The 874-nt window shown below is 31.8% G+C and carries 1 protein-coding gene; it reads right to left on the bottom strand.

Annotated elements, in window-relative coordinates; translation table 11 throughout:
• Positions 1-160: 160 nt before the first annotated feature.
• Complete coding sequence (locus GFJ36_RS12070) at positions 161-814, bottom strand: DUF2306 domain-containing protein (RefSeq protein ID WP_097890847.1); 654 nt, start codon at positions 812-814, stop codon at positions 161-163.
• Positions 815-874: the final 60 nt, after the last annotated feature.

Below are 874 nucleotides of genomic sequence, written 5' to 3'. Positions count from 1 at the left end.
TCTGCCGGAAACAGCAGAGCCTTTTTTCACGGTTTAAAAGTATTAGTACAAAATGAAATTTTCATTAAATCAAAAAATTCAATAATCTCAACGAGAACAATTATTAAAAAAACATTTAATCGCTAGGGAATTTCTCCCTCAACATTAAATAAGATTTGCATCAAAAATGTAAATCATCATTTCCCTGATATTGTCCTTTATCAAGTCTTTGTCTTATAAATAATTCTGCAATAATTAAATTTGGTACCCACGCTAACCAAGCAATAACAGCGTAACTAAGCTCAAACTGCTCTAATCCAAATAGCAATACAAACAAAGGTAGCCAAATTCTTAATGTAACTGCCGCAAAGGTTAAGGAATAATTTCTGATCATCCAATTCCGATGACCTTGAATTTTTTTATTCTTAACTCTATTTAATGCTTGATATGCTGATGTTAGCCAAAATACGGCTAACAAACCGAAACCAAGCTTTGCTACCAATCCCCCCATAGCGTAAAAGGATAAGTACAGTCCTGAAACGCCGCCTAATAATATACCAGCCATATAGATTCTCCCAACTATTCGATGACGGTTGATATTCTTTCCTCTAAATTTTGTGGATAATGTAAACGGACCAATTACTAATGCTACTATACTAGTTGTAATATGTATAAATAACATAATGTACCAAAAACTACTTAATTTAGATACAGACATAACCTTCATTTTGACAAGTCCTGTTTGAAATCCATCCATAATAAAATATTGGATAACAACATAACCAGCTACTAAAACGGCCAAAAAAGTAAATATAAACCAAATTATTTTATTCAAATTTTCCCCCCTCCTTGCTACATTTAAGGAAATTAGATTATACATTACTGTTCATTCTAG

Origin of the sequence: Bacillus sp. EE-W1 (assembly GCF_009760835.1) — a bacterium.
Taxonomy (GTDB): domain Bacteria; phylum Bacillota; class Bacilli; order Bacillales; family Bacillaceae_G; genus Bacillus_A; species Bacillus_A wiedmannii.
Note: the sequence above shows the minus strand (reverse complement) of the source record. Positions and strands in the feature narration are given on the sequence as shown.